Here is a 17,259-nt window from a genome sequence, read left to right on the forward strand (position 1 = left end):
CTATTGATCTCATGCCCTTCACTACTTCAGTCATAATACCGTCAAAAAATGAGTCTGCTTCATTGATAAGCCTGCTTCCAAAATTGCGTGAAATTGTAGGTACAGAAGCAGAGATCATTGTAGTAGATGATGGCTCGACTGATAACACTGTTGAAATATGCAAGAACTGTGGTGTCAAAGTCATTTCCCACCCCTACAGTATCGGTAACGGCGGTGCCATCAAGACGGGTGCCAGGGCTGCGAAAGGTGAAATATTGCTATTCATGGACGCTGATGGCCAACACAAACCTGAAGATATTCCCCGTCTGCTGGCCAAGCTGGATGAAAAATACGACATGGTCGTTGGCGCACGTGACCGCGCTTCACAGGCAGGTGCGCACAGGGCGGTTGCCAATGGTTTTTATAACCGCCTGTCGAGCTGGATGGTCGGGCAGAAAATCCATGACCTTACATCCGGTTTCCGTGCCGTCAATGCCAAAAAGTTTCGCAAGTTTTTGTATCTGTTGCCAAATACATTTTCTTATCCGACTACGATCACGATGAGCTTTTTCAGGGCGGGCTATGCCATCGCCTATGTACCGATCGAAGCGCCAAAGCGCATAGGCAAAAGCCATGTACACGTGATCAAGGACGGTTTTCGCTTCATCCTGATCATTATCAAGATCGGCACTTTGTATTCACCGCAAAAACTGTTCTTGCCTATCAGCCTGTCCTTTTTCACCACAGGCCTGGCTTACTATCTGTATACGTATCTCACTACGCATCGTTTCACCAATATGAGTGCGCTGATGTTTATCTCGGCCATTCTGACTTTCCTGATCGGCATCGTGTCGGAACAAGTCTCTGCCTTGCACTACAAGGATAGTGATAATGAGCCTTCAGGTAAATAATAATGCGCTCAATGTCATGCTGGTCAGCACCTCTTACCCAAAGAACGCACAAGACTGGCAAGGGCGATTTATCGCCGACATGCTGCAATCCCTGTCAGAAAAACCAAACCTGAAGCTCAGCCTCTGGGCACCGCCCGGGGAAGTGCCTGCCAATGTCGCCACCTGCCTGGACACGGAGGATGCACGCCAGCTTAACGACATGCTGGCCGGAGGCGGTATCGCGCATATCGTACGCAGCAAGGGCCTGCGTGGTATTTTCCATGTGTTTAGCCTGCTGCGCATGCTGAGGCAAGCTTACCGCAGGCAGGTGAGGCTGGATGTTGCGCATGTTAACTGGCTGCAAAATGCGCTGCCGCTGTGGGGAAGCAAAACGCCCGCCCTGGTCACTGTGCTGGGTACCGATTTTGCCTTACTAAGTCTGCCCGGCATGCAAACCCTGTTGCGTATCGTGTTAAGGCAAAGGTCGTGCATCATCGCGCCCAATGCAGAATGGATGCAGGCAAAATTACAGCAAGCCTTTGGTGATCTCGCCGAAATCAGGGTCATCCCCTTCGGTGTAGAAAAAAAATGGTTTACGGTGCAAAGAAGGGTGCCAGCGAATGCCCCAAAAAAATGGCTCGTCGTCACGCGCATCACGCAAAAAAAACTCGGTCACTTGCTGGACTGGTGTCAGGGCTTGATGAATGAACACCGTGAACTGCACTTGTTTGGTCCCATGCAGGAGCAGATAACACTGCCCGACTGGATACATTATCATGGGCCGACCAATCCAACTGCCTTGTCGACTGAATGGTTTCCACAGGCTGCCGGCCTGCTTACCCTGAGTCAGCATGATGAAGGCCGGCCACAAGTCTTGCTGGAAGCGATGGCAGCCGGTTTGCCGGTGATAGTGTCTGATATCCCCGGGCATAGAAGCCTGGTCAGGGACCAGCAAACCGGCTGGATTTGCGATAGCCCCGACAAGCTCAGACAGGCACTGGACTTTCTGGATATGGCTGAAAACAATACTGCGCTGGGCAAGGCAGCCCAGGACTGGATCAAGACAGAAATCGGCACCTGGGATGACTGTGCCAGTCGCTATGAAACAGCGTATCGCGATTTGATGAGAAAATCATGAAAAACGACGGCATATTGATCATAGGCGGTACTGGTTTTCTTGGTGGCGCACTGGCGCAAAAACTGTACCGCGAACATGCACAGCATGGCCGCCCCATTCATATACTCGCACGTCATGCCGAACAGCAAAGCCAGGACATGCTGTCGGTCAACCGTGGCAGTCTGGATAATACCGAGCTGGTACGCGGCCTGCTGACACAGTGTTCCACCATCATCCATGCAGCCTCTACCACAACGCCTGGTGTCTCCGCCAGACAGCCGACTCTCGAAGCCAGCCAAAATATACTGCCAACCCTTCGTTTTCTTGAATTGTTGAATGATTGCGGGCCAAAACAGCTTATTTTCTTTTCTTCCGGCGGTACCTTCTACGGCACGCCTGAGATATCACCTGTTTCCGAAAACACCCCATTCGCGCCACACTCGTATTACGGTGCAGGCAAAGTCGCCATCGAAGCATTTCTGCATGCTTACCAGATACAGACAGGTAGTCAGGTCGTCATATTGAGACCGTCCAATGTGTATGGTAGCGGCCAGCCCTACCGGCCTGGCTTTGGCATCATCCGTACCATGCTGGAGCATGTGTTGCGCGGTAGCGCGCTGGAAATCTGGGGTGATGGAGAAATCATCCGCGACTTTTTATATATCGATGACCTCGTCGACGCCTGTATTGCGCTGATCAGTCACGATCAGGTCAGCGGCAGCTTCAACCTGGGGTATGGTGAAGGCCATAGCCTGAATACCGTCATCCGTACCATGGAAGCCGTTTGTGCTACCAGCGTCAAGGTCAATTACCTGCCAGCACGCCAGCTTGATGTGGCACGTATCGTCCTGAACACCGACAAGCTCAGACAACACATACCGTGGAATCCAAGAATATCGCTTAGTGAAGGCATAGACCTGACCTGGCGCAGCCTGCAAGGGCAGCCATCACAATGAAACAGGACGTGAATCAAGCGCAGACAGAAACCCGTCCTGCCTGCAGCATCTGCATCGCCAACTACAATGGGATGAAGCTGATTGATGCCTGTTTAAAGTCGGTGTATCAGCAGGATTTTTCAGATGCCATAGAAATCATCATTCATGACGATGCATCGACTGATGGTTCAGCCGATTACATACGCGAAAAATATCCCGATGTACGGCTGATCGCCAGCACCGGCAATGTCGGTTTTTGCATCTCGAACAACCGCATGGTCGACGTTGCCACGGGTGAATACATACTCTTGCTCAACAATGACGCAGAGCTGTTTGATGACGCTGTCGCCACGCTTTACAGTCACGCGCAGAGCTTGAAACAAGCCGCGATACTTGGCCTGCCGCAATATGACGCAGCCAGTGGCAGGCTTATCGACATAGGCAGCAGCTTCGATCTGTTTTTAAATCCTGTTCCCAATCTTGATGTACAGCGCCAGGACGTCGGCATGATTATCGGTGCCTGTCTGTGGTTGCCGCGCAGCCTGTGGAATGAGATAGGCGGCTTCCCAGACTGGTTTGGGTCATTGGCAGAAGACATGTATGTGTGCTGCCTGGCGCGGCTGTATGGCTACCCCGTGCAGGCATTGGCGACATCGGGCTTCCGCCACTGGGTAGGGCAAAGTCTCGGTGGTGGCAAGGTCACGGACAATAAGCTCAGCACCCGGCTGACACGGCGCGTGGCGTCTGAGCGCAACAAGACTTTTGTAATGGTGATGAGCAGCCCGGCGCCTTGGATTTATTTCCTGCTCCCCCTGCACCTGACATTATTATTGCTCGAGGGCCTGGCACTGGCTTTATTGAAAAGGCGCTGGGCCTTGTTCAGCGCTATCTATTGGGGCTGCCTGAAATCGCAGTGGCAGGAGAGGAAACGGCTATCGCTATGGCGCAGCCGCATCCAGCAAAAACGTCGTGTCAGCCAGGCAGACTATCTAGGCGTATTTTCTTTCGTGCCTTATAAATTGCGCATGTTGTTCAGGCACGGCTTGCCGGAGGTTAAATAGCCTCTACCCGAAATTCGACGCATCAAAACCGACCAGGCTGAGATTGTTGATGTTTTTCAGCGTACCCACCAGGATAATTTCATCTGGCGTGATATTGGCGACATCATTCTGGTTGATGACAAACCAGATACTTGCGTCACCGATAATATCTGCCGTAATCAAGACCATCTTGCTGGCAACAGTCGGTGCAGTAAACGCCTTGCCTGCACCAAACAGACTTGCCAGCTTGGTCGGGTCCAGCGCATTGCCCTGCACAGTCAGCACATCGCCATTGGTCCAGGCCTTGGGCACGACGGCGGCGGCATTGACTGCGGCAATCTTGGTGGTGCCGGTCTTGTTAAGGAAAGCGGAGAAATTCAAAACATCCCCACCCTTGCCTATGGCGAAGTTGGTGATGGTATCAGTGCCGTTGTCCTGCGGTGTAATGGCAAAAACAAAGGTATCAATGGCAGCGCCGCCCTTGAGTGTGTCATTGCCCTTGCCGCCTTCAATTATGTTCGGGTAGGCTGAGCCAGTAATAATATTACTGCTGTCATCCCCCCTGATAGTGGTGGTCACGACGGTTTTACCACTACCTGTTGTTGTTGTCGTGGTCGCGGGCGCGATATTGCTCAGGTCAACATTGCTCACCTGCTGAATGCTACCGCTGAGCAGGTCAAGATTTTTCCCGTCCAGCAGTAGCTTGTCGATCGACATATCAACCACCAGAGGGGTCGTCAGCGCGCCTTTGCCGCTGAGCAGATGATTGGTTTCATTGAGTGGTATGTCGATGTAATTGATTTGCAGATCCGACTTCACCGCATTGATGATATTGACGACCTTGCCGCCAGTGAAAGAGGTATTGTCCAGCGTCACAGTGAGGTTGCTGACATTGTTGATACTGGCATTGGCAGTGGCAAAACCGGTCAGCATCAGGGTTGCCGTATTATCCGTAGTCTTGGTCAGGCTGGCGGTCAAACCGGTCGGCACGTTGGTAATCTTGCCCAGACTCGCGCCTACGTTGCCCTTGAAGGTATCGCCGGTTACGGTCAGGGTGATCGTATTGACGATACCGCCGTCGTTTAATTGCTTTTCGTTGAAGGCCGTGGCTGAATAAGTGATACTGCCAAGTACCGGTGCCACTTCCGAGCCTTGTGCCACTTTCAGGACCAGTTGTTCGACATTGCTGGGCGCTATGGCCGCTTCGGCTGCTGTTGGCATGCGGCCGATCAGGGTGGTGTAGACCACGCTGGCATAGACTTTGGTTGCAGCAGTGCTTTGAAACTCGGGTGATTGGGCAAACTGGTTCAGAATTTCACCACGCGGCATGCCCGCTTCCATCTGCTGCACCCAATAATCTCGGCCAGCGGCATCGGCATTGCGCCCGAGTACGTTCTGGTAAATCAGGTCAAGGAATTGCGCATTTGACAGGTCTGCACCGTATTTGCTGACAAATTCCTGCGACTGCGCAAACACCTGCGCGATCTGGTTGGTCGCACCACCGTTTCTGTGCACGCCCATCCAGAACAGAAAACCGTCATAGTCAGGAATACGGTTGAACGCTGCCAGATAGAGCCGTGAAATTTGCTCGGCGACCGTGCTGTAGTCAGGTGCGGTCAGAAAGCTGTATTCCACGCCTGCGCGCGTCAACAGCCCAGAATCCAGGCGCGCAGCATACAAATCTACCGTCGCCTGGTCGGGTTGCCGGTCCCACAAGACCTGAAACAAGCCTGTGACAAATTCTTTATTGGTTTTGGCCATCATTGCACCTGAACGATTTACAGCAAAGGATGAGAAAACGACATAACATTAATGCCACCAGCGAAAACAACACCTTGAGGAACTCACGCACACATAGAACAGTAACGGCAGCATTTGCGATATTTTCAGTACAGCATATACTTGCCAGGCGGCAAAAACCCCATATTTATCAAGTATATGAGATAAATTGACTGCCCGATTCAAACAACAGCGCAGGAAAAACACGGTAATTCGTGCTTGTCAGCTATGTATGGATGATCATCATGGCAATCATGTCCACATGGCAAGGCGTGGCTGATGCCAACAATTCAATGCGATAATCTGTCATTTACATGCCGCACTATACTGAAATGAAGATTACCGTCCTCTTCCCTACCCAGACCGAAGCCAGCTTGTTTAGCCGCGATGATGTCAGCACCATCATTTCCGGCGTGGGCCTGACTGCCACCGCCCATGCTACCACCCGGCTGATTTACCAGCAGCGCCCTGATCTGCTGATCATGGCAGGCATAGCCGGTGCCTACGCACATTCAGGCTTCAAGGTAGGCGATGTATGCCTGGTCAGTACAGAGGTCGAAGGCGATCTGGGTTTCTTTACGCCAAAAGGTTTTGTCCATCTTGCGCATTTGCCCATCGATATGGAATTTGAACGCCGCCATACCCTGGCTTGCCCTCACCTGCCTGCCCAGCCGCTTTTTCCGTTGGCGCGCGGCATGTCGGTCAATGCGGCCATGGCAGCATTTGTTGACACCAGCCAAATCGATCTTGAAAACATGGAAGGTGCCGCCTTCTTCCACACCTGCCTGCAAGAAAAGCAGGCCTTCCTGGAATTGCGTGCCGTTTCGAATTTCGTCGACATTCATCATGACGAATGGGATATGCAAGGCTCAGTGAAAGCCATGACAGCCGGCCTGCACCAGTTGATCGACAGCCTGTTACTGACACCATAAATACCGTGCAAGCAGAGCAAAGCCAGGAACCCTACAACATGCCCCTATCCCGTGACGAGCAATTCAATGCCATCGCAGCTGAGCTCGGTTACAGCTTCGAAGGTGAAATTAAAATCGGCGGCAACTACACGTCCGTATTACGTCATGCCGAATATGTGTACATCAGCGGTCAGGTGCCACGTGTCGGTAGCGACATTGTGGTGCGTGGCAGGGTCGGCGACGAAACCAGTCTGGCACAGGCGCAACTGGCGGCAAAAATATGTGTCATGCGCTGCCTTGTCTTACTGCGTAATTCCCTTGGCTCACTCGACAAGGTGGCTGGCATATTGCGCATGACTGTTTTCACGCAATCAGCGGCTGATTTCACTCAGCAAAGCGAAGTTGGCGATGCCGCCTCTGACATCCTGTATCGCCTGTTTGGCGAAACCGGTGTACACACCAGGACATCCGTGGGTGTCTACCAATTACCAAAAAATGCCAGTGTGGAAATTGATATGATCGCCATCGCCCGTGAAGGTGCTTGTTCTGGTGGTACACGATAAATAAAACGTATCAGGAGATAATCGATGAATGGCCCGGATCCTTCCAGCAAACACCCCATGCAGGGTTTCCCGCAAGTCTGTTTTATCAAAAACACGGTCAATAATCCCAACATCCTCATTGGCGATTACACCTATTATGACGACCCCGAAGATTCTGAAAATTTCGAACGCAATGTGCTTTACCATTTTCCGTTCATCGGGGATAAACTCATCATCGGGAAATTCTGCGCACTGGCGCGTGGCGTCAAATTCATCATGAATGGCGCCAACCACAATATGGCAGGCATTTCGACTTATCCCTTCCAGATCTTTGGCAATGGCTGGGAAAAAACACCACTGGATTTAAACACCTTGCCCAATAAAGGCAATACCATCATCGGCAACGATGTCTGGATAGGTTACGACACCCTGATCATGCCCGGCGTCAACATCGGCAATGGGGCCATCATCTCTTCGCGCTCTGTTGTGGTGACAGATGTGCCTGCATACACCATCGTCGGCGGCAACCCGGCCAAACCCTTGCGTCAGCGGTTTCAAGCTGAGGTGATAGAAACCTTGCAAACCCTGGCCTGGTGGGACTGGCCAATAGAAAAAATCAGCCGCCACCTGGCAGTCATCATGGCTGGCGATATTGGTGCCTTGCAGGCTTGCTCCCTGGTTCCATGACAGTTTGGTTTTTTGTGAAGATGACAGACTGTTGTTAATTTAACGCTCAATTGTTACTTATCAGGTCTTGCTGCCTGTTCTAAAGTAACTCCGTTAACTTACAACAATGACGATAGCATAGACATGAAAATTTCAGCGATTCCCTTTGGCACCACAGACTGGAGCAAGATAGAAAAAACCATTCATCCCGGCATCACTGGCAACGCTTACTGGCGCACCCGCCAGTTCGGCGATATCCGTGTGCGCATGGTGGAATACACCCCCGGTTACCTTGCCGATCACTGGTGCAGCAAAGGACATATCCTGTTTTGCCTCGATGGCGAAATGCGCACAGAACTTGATGACGGCCGCGAATTTTTACTGAGCGCAGGAATGAGTTACCAGGTAGCCGATGGCGCAGAAGCACACCGTTCATCAACCAATATTGGCGCAAAATTGTTTATTGTCGATTGAGGTCAGGGTCAGCATAAAACCTGTAAAATGCGTATAGAAATTGATGTTCACGATGTTTACCGCACTTACTGGATACAGCCTGTTTTGAACCAGCCCAGCCACCTTCAATCCACTACCTGTCTTGACGCCAGTCCTGTCAGTCACCAGATTTTCCCTGCGCATGCCAAACTGAAACATTTACTCATGCATACGCTGGTGGTGAAACTGCATGACTGCGAGGCATCGATACCGGCCACACTGTGTCCGGCCATCATGTTGTTCATACGTGGTGGCGGCACCATCATCAATCCAGGTCAAGACGCCGTGGAGTCGCCGCGTTTTTTTCTGCGCGGGCCCGCCATGCAGCCAATGCAGGTACGTTATCCGGCAGATACCCTGACTATCTCGGTCTGCCTGCGACCTGGCATGCTGTTCCAGGCCACGGGTCTGGCGGTCAGCGACATTGTAGAAAGCTATATCACGATGGATCAGGTGGCCGACAAGACCTGTCTGGAAAAATTCTTGCGCTCACTCGATGACAATGATGACATTCAGCACATTGTCAGCCTGTTCCACAATTTTCTGCTTGATATACTCGATCACCGGCAACGCAGCAGCATCGGTGCGGCTTTCCTGGCGGCGCATAAAAAAATCTTTTTTCCCCTGCTCGACCTGTCCGAGTATTTTGGCATAGGGCAAAGGCAACTTGAACGCCGCGTACGTGATGCCTTTGGCGTGACATTGCGTGATGTCAGGCGCGTAGTGCGTTTTGGTCAATCACTACCCTACCTGATCAAGCCGGATATCGCCTGGGGCGACCTGACCCAGGTTGCACAAGACAGCGGCTATTACGACCAGGCGCATATGCACAGGGAATATACCGAACTGGCCGGTATCACCCCCACCCAGTTACGGCAAAAAATCAATAGCCAGGATCCGGCATACTGGATCTATCGTATCTCCAACGAAGATTTTTACCATCTCTTTTTATCAGTTGAATGACGGGTCAGTACAAATTTGACGGTTTGGTACAAGTAAGCATGAAGCATATTGTTTAGACTGATTTCCATGATTAAACATGGGAAAAATGATGAACAAGACTGAAGAAAAAAACACTGCTGGCAAGTCAGGGAGGTCTTTGCAGGTCAGGCATCTGACCATTGATTTTTCAAAAGGCTTTCCACGTCACTGGCTGGGCAACGATGCATTTCGTTCGCAGTTATTCAATGCCCAGTCTTTCAGTTTCCCTTTGGGTGAACAATACTTCATCGATAGCGTACGTGCCGCCCTGCCCTTGCTGACTGACGAGGCCTTGAAAGCCGATGTCAAAGGTTTCATTGGCCAGGAAGCCTCACACCGCCATATCCACGAGCAATACAACCAGCAGCTGAATGCCCAGGGTTTAAGTTATTTTATCGAACCCTTTGTCGCCTGGCGCATACGCACAGCCGCCGGGCTGGGTGTCAAAAATAATCTGGCCATTACCATGGCGTATGAACATTTCACCGCGATTTTTGCTGACGGGGTACTCAGCGAAGCAAAATGGGTAGACGATGCGACAGAACCCATGAAACAGCTATGGACCTGGCATTCTATTGAAGAAACCGAACACAAATCCGTGGCCTTTGATGTCTATCAGGCGCTAGGCGGTGGTTACTGGCGCCGCGTTGCCTGGCTGGTGTATGTGACGATGCTGTTCAGTCTTGATACGACGGTACAGACCATGCATTGCCTGTATCGTGATGGAGAATTGTTCAAGCTGAAAACCCTGTGGCAAGGCTTGAAGTTTTACTTTGGCCGCCGTGGGCTGTTATGGTTTTCATTGCCGCATTACCTGGCTTATTTCAAACCCGGTTTTCAACCATGGCAACACGATAACCTGGATCTGACCAGACAATGGCTGCAAGACGAAAAACACAGTTACCGGGAAATTGGCAAATCGGTTGAACTTGGTAGTTAAGAGTTGACCCGGGGTTCAAGCATAAAAAAAGCTCGCTGATTGATATCGCGAGCTTTTTCTTTGGTGCCAGATTCAGTCATCAATGCTGTAACAGCACATTCACTTCTGCCAGATCGTCTTCTTTCAGCGTACCGGCAGCAGACTTCAGGCGCAGGCCATTCATGATGGTGTCATAACGGGCTTTGGCCAGTGTCTGACGTGTCGTGTACAACTGCTGCTGCGCATTCAATACGTCGATATTGATACGTACACCAACCTGATAACCAAGCTTGTTGGAATCGAGCGCAGACTGGCTGGAGATTTCAGCTGCTTCATAAGCCTTGACCTGTGCCAGGCCTGAAGTCACACCCAGAAAAGCCTGGCGTGCACCTTGTGCCGCGGCGCGACGGTTGGTGTCAAAATCACTGCGTGCCTTGTCTTCCAGCGCGATGGCTTCTCTTACACGGCTGTCAACCAGGAAGCCCGAGAAAATCGGTATATTCCACTGCACACCAATTTGCGTCGTCTTGGCGACACCGGTCAGATTCGGGTTGGTGGCGCCGGCATTGGATGAGCGGCCAGTACTGGCAAGCAAATCGACAGTCGGATAATGGCCGGCACGGTTTCTCTCAATTTCACGCTTGGCGAATTCTATGCCCACCTGTGAAGCAACTACGCCGAAATTTTGCTTTTCAGCAGAGTCTACCCAGGCGTCAATCACAGCAGGCTGCGGCTCACTGAGTTTGATACCGGCTTTCAGTGTTGCCAGTTCACCGGCTTCCTTGGCGATAATCTGTTGCAGGGCAGCGCGCTTGATCTGCAAATCACTTTGCCCTGCAAATTCCTGCGCAGTCACGAGGTCATAACGTGCCTGGGCTTCATGCGTGTCGGTAATGGTCGAGGTGCCGACTTCAAAATTACGCTTGGCAGAAGCCAGTTGTTCAGAGATCGCGTCTTTTTGCGCACGCAGGGTTTCCAGTGTATCTTGCGCTGCCAGTACGTCAAAATAAGCCTGTGCCACACGAGTAATCAAATCCTGTTTTGCCTGTTCAAACTGTGCCTGGCTGATCAGCAGCGATAATTTGCCTTGTTCATACACCTGCCAGTTACCCCAGTTAAACAATGGCTGAGACAGGCCCAGCGTCCAGGTATTGGTCACGCCGGTAAATGAACGGCTACCGCTGACGATATCATTTTCGGCTTCTGTGCGCGCCTTGCCGTCCGTGCCTTTCAGGGCGATACCTGGCAACAGGCCAGAGCGGCCCTGCACGGGTTTTTCCTGAGCGGCAACCAGCGTGGCACGGGCACTTGCATACTGCGCATCATTGGCCAAAGCATCCTTATAAATTTGTAGCAAATCTGTGGCGTTTGCATTCATTGAAAGGAAGGCACTTGCAAGCAGTGTGGCAAGAATAGGATTACGCATGAAACGCTCCGAAAAAAAAGTAAATTAATAGGTAGGCATGTCTGGGTCAACCTGCTGCGCCCATGCATGTACACCACCGGTAAGATTAATCGTCTGGGTAAAACCCTGACGCTCTAAAAAATTTGCTACCTGCATACTGCGTCCGCCGTGATGGCAGATACAGACGATCACTGCATCAGGTTCCAGTTCCTGAAAACGGCCTGGCACTGCTTGCATAGGCATCAGTTGCACACCAGGGATATGACAAGTCTCGTGTTCCCAAGGTTCCCGCACATCCAGCAAAATCGGTGGATTTCTTGTGCTGTCGTTCAACCATTGCGCCAATTCTGTGGCAGTAATATTTTGCATGCTTACTCTTTCCCGTGCGTCTGACTTTTACAGACTGAAATGCGACAAAGACACAGCACCGGCAGCCGGTGCAACCACGGTTTCAAACAGATTATGCGTAGTGATTGTTGTGGCCGATGTGCGTGTCAGCAATTGTGCTGTCAGCGTCGGCAACTGGCCTACGAAAGCCAGCAGACGACCGCCAACATTCAACTGCTTTTGCAGATGTTCAGGTATTTGCTCAATGCCGCCAGCAATCACGATGGCATCATAAGAACCCGTGTGTTTCGGCGAGAATGCATCAGCCAGCACGACATCGACATTGTTAACATGATTCTTGCTGAGATTGCCCGCTGCCAGTTCGCGTAAAACTGTCAGGGATTCCAGCACCGTCACATGACGTGCCTTGTAGGCCAGCAAAGCGGCCAAATAGCCGGTACCTGCGCCGACCAGCAAGACGGTTTCCGGTTTTTTCAAATGCAGTTCTTGCAGGATGCGTGCTTCCAGCTTTGGCGTCATGGCCTTGCTGCCATCAGGCAAAGGCAATTCGGTATCAAAAAACGCCAGGCTTTTTTGTTCAGCGGGGAAAAAATCTTCGCGTTTGACCACGATCAGCATGTCCAGAACGTCCTGGTCCAATACATTCCAGGTGCGGATTTGTTGTTCTATCATGTTGAAACGGTTTTTTTCGGTGTTCATTTTTTACTCGATTGCAAAATTAATAGGGAAACGGCATTTTATCAAAGCACTTGCTCAATTTGACGATTACCACGCCATTTTTGCGTAATCCATAGCCCCAAGTCGTCCAGATAGGTATAAATCACCGGCACGACGACCAGGGTCAGCAGAGAAGAAGTGATAATCCCCCCGATAACCGCCTGCCCCATCGGTGCGCGCTGCTCGGAACCTTCGGTCAGGGCAAATGCCAGTGGCACCATGCCAAACACCATTGCCAGAGTCGTCATCAGGATGGGGCGCAGGCGTACATGGGCGGCTTCCAGCAGGGCTTCCATACGGTTCATGCCATCTTTTCTTGCCTGATTAGCAAAATCTACCAGCAAGATAGCATTTTTTGTCACTAAACCCATCAACATGATGAAACCAATGATGGAAAACATATTCAGCGTCGAGCGGAAAAACATCAAAGCCAGGAAAACCCCGATCAAAGTCATGGGCAAAGCCGACATGATGGCGATGGGTTGCAGGAAGCTCGCGAATTGCGATGCCAGTATCATGTAGATGAAAATCACTGCCAGCGCCAGTGCTGACAAGGCGTAACCAAAAGATTCAGCCATGTTCTTGCTGGCACCGCCCATCTTGTAGCGGTAACCGGGCTGCCATTGCATGCCTTCCAGCACTTTTTTGACATCGGCACTGGCTTCACCGGCAGAACGGCCTACCACGTTGGCTGATAGTTCCACTTCACGATTGAGGTCGCGGCGGTTGATCTGGTTGGCACCGGTCGATGGCTTGATATCTGCCACCTGGCGCAGGGGTACCATCTTCGGCGAACCATCGGCATTGTTCTGCGAGCTGGTCAGCATCAGGCGCGACAGGTCTTCCGCATTATTCCTGTCAGCCGGCGACAGACGCACGGTGACATCATAATTTTCATCATCCGGCGCGCGCCAAGTGGTCGCAATCTCACCTGCCAGCAAGGGGCGCAATGCGCCACCAATCTGGGCCACGCCAACGCCGAGGTCTGCACCGATATCACGCCTTGGCTGGACTGAAATCGTCGGTTTTTCTGCCTTCAGGCTGGAATCAATATCGACTACGCCAGGTATGTTGCGTAATCTGGCCTGTACCTGCTCAGACAATTTCGCCAGCTCGGTCAGGTCGCTGCCTTGCAGGCTGAAGCGCAGGTTCTTGTTATCCCCACCCACGCCATCCAGCGCACCGATATGCGTGACGGTAATGCCAGCGATTTGCGTCAGGCGGGCACGCATGGGCACTGACATCTGCACGGTGGTTCTGACCCTGTCCTTGCGTGGCACCAGGCGTACGAAAGTGGTCACATAATTCTTGCCCTGCGCCGCACCGGTGTTGACCGTGCTGTAGGTATCGAGCACTTCAGGAAATTCCTTGATCACGGCTTCGACCTGATGCACCTTGGTCTCGGTCAGTTCCAGTGAAGAACCGACTGGGGTGTAAAACGTGACGCCGGTTTCGGAATAATCTGCCTGCGGGACGAATTCAGAACCGATCAGGCCAGTGCCAGGTATTGCCAGCCCCAGAAAGAAAGTCAGGGCAGCAATCAGCAAGGTCTTGATGCGATGCTTGAGCGACCAGCGCAACATCACCTGGTAACCGCGCGAAAACCATTGCACACCACGTTCAAACTGTTCCAGCACACGGCCTATGCTGTTCGCATACCAGCCCTTGCGCACGGGCTTGCCATTGGCATCGACAGTGCCGTGACCATGCACGTCAGGATCAGGCCAGATCGATGACAGCATCGGGTCCAGCGTGAACGACACGAACATGGAAATCAATACGGCAGCCGTGACCGTAATACCAAACTGGTGAAAGAAGCGGCCGATGATGCCGCCCATGAAACCCACCGGCAGGAATACGGCAACGATGGAGAAAGTGGTTGCCAGCACGGCCAGGCCAATTTCTGCCGTGCCTTCCAGTGCCGCCGTATGGTGATCCTTGAACTTGCCATTGACCTTCATGCCCGCATGCCGGACGATGTTTTCACGCACGACAATGGCATCATCGATCAGCAAACCCACGCACAGGGACAAGGCCATCAAGGTGATCATGTTGATGGTAAAACCAAACATATCCATGAACAGGAAAGTACCGATCAGGGCCACCGGCAAGGTCAGACCGGTGATGACGGTAGAACGCCAGGAGTTCAAAAACAGGAAGACAATCAACACTGTCAGCGCCGCACCTTCTATCAGCGTGCGGCGTACGTTTTCAACACCAACACGTATCTGGCGTGAGCCATCCTTGATGACCTGTACTTTCACACCCGGGTATTGCGCCTTCAATTGCGGCTCCAGCGCTTTCAGGGCGTCTTTCAGGCCATCGGCCACCTCGATGGTGTTCTGCCCCTGCGCTTTCAGGATATCCAGCGCCACTGTGCGCTGGCCGTTATACAGGGCCAGGCTTTCCTGCTCTTCCTGGCCGTCGATGACGGTGGCCACCTGCGACAGCAGGACGGGCTGGCCGCCGCGACGCGCCACGATGATGCGGGCGAAATCCTGCGGGTTCTTGATGCGGCCCTGGATCTGCACGACTTTTTCATTGTCCAGCGCACGTATCGCACCGGTAGGCAATTCCTGGTTTTCATTGCGCAGGGCATTGATGACCTGGTCAACACCCAGACCCAGTGATTCCATTTCACCCGGCTTCAGGTAAATCTTGATTTCGCGTTTGACGCCACCAACCAGGGTGACCGAGCCGACACCGCGCACGTTTTCCAGGCGTTTCTTGACGAGCTGATCGCCTATCGTCGTCAGTTCGCGGAAATCCCGCTTCTTGACCTTTTCGTCATTGGTGACCGAGACAGAAAAAATCGGTTTGTCGGAAGGGTCATAACGGGTCACGCGTGGCTCTTTGACTTCCTTGCGAAAACCGGCCTTGATGAGCGCCACTTTTTCACGCACATCCTGCGCGGCCTGCGCCGGATCTATGGTCAGGTCAAATTCGAGGATGACAACAGAAGTACCCTCATATGAACGGGAAGTCAGTGCGCTGATACCATTGATGGTGTTGACGGTTTCTTCAACCTTGCGGGTGATGTCGGATTCTATGGTTTCCGGTGCTGCCCCTGGGTAATCGGTCTGGATGACCACAACCGGGAAAGTAATGTCAGGAAACTGGTCAACCCGCAGCCGCTGATAAGAGAACAGACCCAGCACCACAAAGGCCACCATCATCATGGTTGCCAGCACCGGATTGCCTATACTGATACGTGTGAACCACATGATTACACCTTGCCTGTGGCGGTAATCAGTTTCACATTCAGGCCAGCGCGCAACCTGCCCAGATTACTCTTGACGATGCGGGCACCTGTTGCCAGGCCAGAAGTGATTTCCACTACCGGCAAGCCTTTGCTCATGCCACGCAAACCCGTCTTGACCGGTTTTTGCTGCAAGACATTGTTTTCTATCGCGTACACAAAGGCTTGCTCGCCTTCATATTGCATCGCGGTTTCTGGTACGACCAGCACATCGTTTTTCTTTTCGACCACCAGTTGCGCTTCGCCAAACATGCCGGCGCGTAATACCGTATCAGGATTGGGCACCTGCACATAGGCCATGATGGAGCGTGAGCCGGCTGTGGTGGATGGGTTGATGCGCGCAACCTTGCCTTCGACCAGCGCACTCACGCCTTCTATTTTCAGTTGCACAACCTGGCCTATCCTGACACTGGTGATGTCTTGTGTAGGCACGGGTGCTTCCATTTCCAGTACGCGTAAATCGACCACGTCAAGCAGGCGGTTGTCGGCTGATATTTTTTCACCAGGCTGCACTGAACGGCTGCTGATCATGCCGGTGATAGGCGCACGGATGACGGTGTCTGCCACTGCCTTTTGCGCGACCGACAAGGCACCCTTGGCGCTGTCGACATTGGCGACAGCAATCGCATACTGGTTATTGGTATTGTCGTAGGCGTTTTTTGAAATAAAACTTTTGTCGAGCAAGGCGCGGTTATTGTCGCGCGCCAGCCGGGCGATTTCGAGTTGTCCCTGGGCGGCAGCCAGCGCACCGCGCGCCTGTTCCTGCCTGGCGATATAATCGCTGCTATCCATCTTCAGCAAGACTTGCCCGGCCTGCACGGCCTCGCCTTCACGCACCAGCACTTCACTGACGTCCCCGGCTACTTTGGCTTTGACAGCCGCCTGGTTAAAAGCGCGCAAGGCACCCGACAAGGCCAGCAATTGCTGTACTTCAGCAGCTTTGACTTCCGTGATGTCGTCCGGTAGAAATTCCAGCACTTGAGGTGCAGTTGCAACTGTGCTGCCGGTCGTTGATGACGCCGCAGCATTGGCTGAGGCATTGTTGCCGGCCGATTTTTTCTTTACCACCACAAAACCTGCGGCGAGTAACACCAGCACGGCGATAATCCAGAATGTCCTGCGCTTTAACATGATTGTTTTTCCAAAAAGTGTTTGCTTCAGGACCCAGGCAAATTTTTTGATGTAAATAGTTGATTAATATATATCACGAAGGTATCAAGCGACTTGCCCAAGCCACCAAACCCTCACACTAAAGCCTGACACAAGGTCAGGGTCAAGC

16 protein-coding genes are annotated in these 17,259 nt (G+C 52.2%); 10 read left to right on the top strand and 6 right to left on the bottom strand.

Features of this window, described 5'->3' with window-relative positions; genetic code table 11:
- Positions 1-11: 11 nt before the first annotated feature.
- Genes ACO0LH_RS00355 through ACO0LH_RS00370 form a run of 4 tightly spaced genes read left to right on the top strand, consistent with a single transcriptional unit; the run spans position 12 to position 3,982 of the window.
- Entirely contained in the window at positions 12-890 is an 879-nt protein-coding gene (locus tag ACO0LH_RS00355) for a glycosyltransferase family 2 protein (RefSeq protein ID WP_422939046.1), read from the top strand.
- The gene (locus ACO0LH_RS00360) at positions 871-2,007 is read left to right on the top strand and encodes a glycosyltransferase family 4 protein (protein WP_422939047.1); all 1,137 of its coding nucleotides are present in this window, start codon (positions 871-873) and stop codon (positions 2,005-2,007) included. The genes ACO0LH_RS00355 and ACO0LH_RS00360 overlap by 20 nt, the downstream gene beginning before the upstream one ends.
- Positions 2,004-2,942, top strand: a complete 939-nt coding sequence (locus tag ACO0LH_RS00365; protein WP_422939048.1) for an NAD-dependent epimerase/dehydratase family protein — start codon at positions 2,004-2,006, stop codon at positions 2,940-2,942. Before ACO0LH_RS00360 ends, ACO0LH_RS00365 begins: the two co-directional genes overlap by 4 nt.
- Before the next feature lie 8 nt (positions 2,943-2,950).
- Positions 2,951-3,982 (top strand): glycosyltransferase family 2 protein, encoded by a 1,032-nt coding sequence (locus ACO0LH_RS00370; RefSeq protein WP_422939049.1) that lies wholly within the window; start codon positions 2,951-2,953, stop codon positions 3,980-3,982.
- A gap of 3 nt (positions 3,983-3,985) precedes the next feature.
- On the opposite strand, the gene ACO0LH_RS00375 is transcribed toward ACO0LH_RS00370, so the two are convergent.
- Positions 3,986-5,722, bottom strand: a complete 1,737-nt coding sequence (locus tag ACO0LH_RS00375; RefSeq protein ID WP_422939050.1) for a DUF4214 domain-containing protein — start codon at positions 5,720-5,722, stop codon at positions 3,986-3,988.
- A gap of 332 nt (positions 5,723-6,054) precedes the next feature.
- On the opposite strand from ACO0LH_RS00375, the gene ACO0LH_RS00380 reads away from it, so the two are divergent.
- From ACO0LH_RS00380 to ACO0LH_RS00405, 6 genes are all read left to right on the top strand, one after another.
- Entirely contained in the window at positions 6,055-6,672 is a 618-nt protein-coding gene (locus ACO0LH_RS00380; protein WP_422939051.1) for a hypothetical protein, read from the top strand.
- A 38-nt stretch (positions 6,673-6,710) separates the two neighbouring features.
- On the top strand, positions 6,711-7,214 hold the full coding sequence (locus ACO0LH_RS00385) for a RidA family protein (RefSeq protein ID WP_422939052.1): 504 nt from the start codon (positions 6,711-6,713) through the stop codon (positions 7,212-7,214).
- Between the two features lie 24 nt (positions 7,215-7,238).
- Positions 7,239-7,880 carry a Vat family streptogramin A O-acetyltransferase gene (locus tag ACO0LH_RS00390; RefSeq protein WP_422939053.1) on the top strand — a complete coding sequence of 214 codons (642 nt, stop codon included), beginning with the start codon at positions 7,239-7,241 and terminating at the stop codon, positions 7,878-7,880.
- Between the two features lie 123 nt (positions 7,881-8,003).
- On the top strand, positions 8,004-8,333 hold the full coding sequence (locus tag ACO0LH_RS00395) for a DHCW motif cupin fold protein (protein ID WP_422939054.1): 330 nt from the start codon (positions 8,004-8,006) through the stop codon (positions 8,331-8,333).
- Between the two features lie 27 nt (positions 8,334-8,360).
- The gene (locus ACO0LH_RS00400) at positions 8,361-9,314 is read left to right on the top strand and encodes a helix-turn-helix domain-containing protein (RefSeq protein ID WP_422939055.1); all 954 of its coding nucleotides are present in this window, start codon (positions 8,361-8,363) and stop codon (positions 9,312-9,314) included.
- An 88-nt stretch (positions 9,315-9,402) separates the two neighbouring features.
- Positions 9,403-10,272: a metal-dependent hydrolase gene (locus tag ACO0LH_RS00405; protein ID WP_422939056.1), complete on the top strand. Its 870-nt coding sequence runs from the start codon at positions 9,403-9,405 to the stop codon at positions 10,270-10,272.
- Positions 10,273-10,351: 79 nt separating this feature from the next.
- Here ACO0LH_RS00405 and ACO0LH_RS00410 read toward each other — a convergent pair whose 3' ends face one another.
- The 5 genes from ACO0LH_RS00410 to ACO0LH_RS00430 are packed head-to-tail and all read right to left on the bottom strand — an operon-like array spanning position 10,352 to position 17,111.
- Positions 10,352-11,677 carry a TolC family outer membrane protein gene (locus ACO0LH_RS00410; RefSeq protein ID WP_422939057.1) on the bottom strand — a complete coding sequence of 442 codons (1,326 nt, stop codon included), beginning with the start codon at positions 11,675-11,677 and terminating at the stop codon, positions 10,352-10,354.
- Positions 11,678-11,701: 24 nt separating this feature from the next.
- Positions 11,702-12,025 (bottom strand): rhodanese-like domain-containing protein, encoded by a 324-nt coding sequence (locus ACO0LH_RS00415; RefSeq protein WP_422939058.1) that lies wholly within the window; start codon positions 12,023-12,025, stop codon positions 11,702-11,704.
- 27 nt (positions 12,026-12,052) lie between these two features.
- A complete protein-coding gene (locus tag ACO0LH_RS00420) occupies positions 12,053-12,703 on the bottom strand; it encodes a protein-L-isoaspartate O-methyltransferase family protein (protein WP_422939059.1) in 651 nt (216 codons plus the stop codon).
- Positions 12,704-12,744: 41 nt separating this feature from the next.
- Positions 12,745-15,945, bottom strand: a complete 3,201-nt coding sequence (locus ACO0LH_RS00425) for an efflux RND transporter permease subunit (RefSeq protein ID WP_422939060.1) — start codon at positions 15,943-15,945, stop codon at positions 12,745-12,747.
- Positions 15,946-15,947: 2 nt separating this feature from the next.
- Complete coding sequence (locus ACO0LH_RS00430) at positions 15,948-17,111, bottom strand: efflux RND transporter periplasmic adaptor subunit (protein WP_422939061.1); 1,164 nt, start codon at positions 17,109-17,111, stop codon at positions 15,948-15,950.
- Between the last annotated feature and the right edge of the window lie 148 nt (positions 17,112-17,259).

It is taken from the genome of Undibacterium sp. TJN19 (assembly GCF_049339485.1).
In the GTDB taxonomy this organism is placed as follows: domain Bacteria; phylum Pseudomonadota; class Gammaproteobacteria; order Burkholderiales; family Burkholderiaceae_D; genus Undibacterium.